The organism is Enterobacter sp. ZOR0014 (assembly GCF_000798855.1).
In the GTDB taxonomy this organism is placed as follows: Bacteria; Pseudomonadota; Gammaproteobacteria; order Enterobacterales; family Enterobacteriaceae; genus Enterobacter; species Enterobacter kobei.
Map to the genome: position 1 here is coordinate 1 of NZ_JTLF01000092.1, position 1154 is coordinate 1154.

Annotated in this window: 1 protein-coding gene; it reads right to left on the reverse strand. The window is 57.2% G+C overall.

The features are described from left to right. Positions 1-258: 258 nt before the first annotated feature. Positions 259-1154 (reverse strand): hypothetical protein (locus L977_RS04475; RefSeq protein WP_231563496.1); only part of this gene is annotated, 896 nt, incomplete at its 5' end.

Genomic DNA, 1154 nt, shown 5'->3' on the forward strand with positions numbered 1-1154 from the left:
CGGTTCTCCCGCGAATATTGAGCGGGAGAACGACGGGAAGAACGGCGTCAGGCGTAAAAATCTGCGACCGGGCGAGGATGGCGGCGGAGCGAACCCTTGCATCTGAAGCGATCGGGCTAAAGTGAAGGCACGGCGTTAGCCGCAGACCGCACGGACGTTTTCACCTGCGTCCCCGTAACATCGTGGAGGGGGCGCCGGTAAAGCGGAGCGTGCGACATCCTTTTCGCAATAAGGCGGGGCGCACTGCCCCGCCCAAAATCAGGCGGCAATCCGGATGCCGGAGAAGGATTTCATCATCGCGTCAATCTCGGTTCGTGCGCTGCTGACCACATCCCGCAGCCAGTGTCTGTCAAACCAGTCGCGGGATGGGCTGTCAGGGTGACGAAGGGCATAAGGCACGTGGGTCTGCCCGACTGTACGGCCATTGCATTCCAGACGGATTTGCAGACGGCGAAAGGTTTCCTTCCCGTCGAGTACCGCTTTAAGACGCGCGTCGAGCGTCTCATTATCCCACTGCGCATCATCCTGCACCTGCTCCACTTCCGTTACTGTCAGGAGGAAATTACGGGTTCGGCGGGTAAATACCAGCGGTTCAGCGGCGGGGCGCAAGGCTTCCATCAGGCGGTATCCGGCGGATGCCACGCAGCTACAGACGTGGTTAATCTCATCACGCAGTGCTTTCAGCAGACAGAGGATATGTTTCGTGGACATACCCTCAGGGCAATTATCATATTCAAGCGAAATGGTTCCGGCATGAGCCTTACGATGCCCCAGCGAATTACGATAAAGGCGGACAATCAGTTCACTTCCTGCCAGTAATGGCAGCAGCACCTTCATTGCCTGATCGGACATCAAACCACGCAGTGCAATCTCAGGTAACAGACGCTGCAACTGTAAAGCATCGAGCTGGCCATAGAACGCAACGCCTTCTCCTCTGGAGTAATTCAGGCTTGTATCGATATCCATGTTGGCTGGCCAGCCGCGGGCTACGAGCGTGTTTCGGGTATGACGGTGCATAAAGCGGTAAGCAATGGTCATGATATTCTCCTCTTCTGAATGCGGCGACGTCTTCGCCGTGCCGACACGACAGCCCGACATCGAGCGGAAAATGCAGGGGCGACACCGGAGGCCGCAGCGCAGATAAACAGCGATGA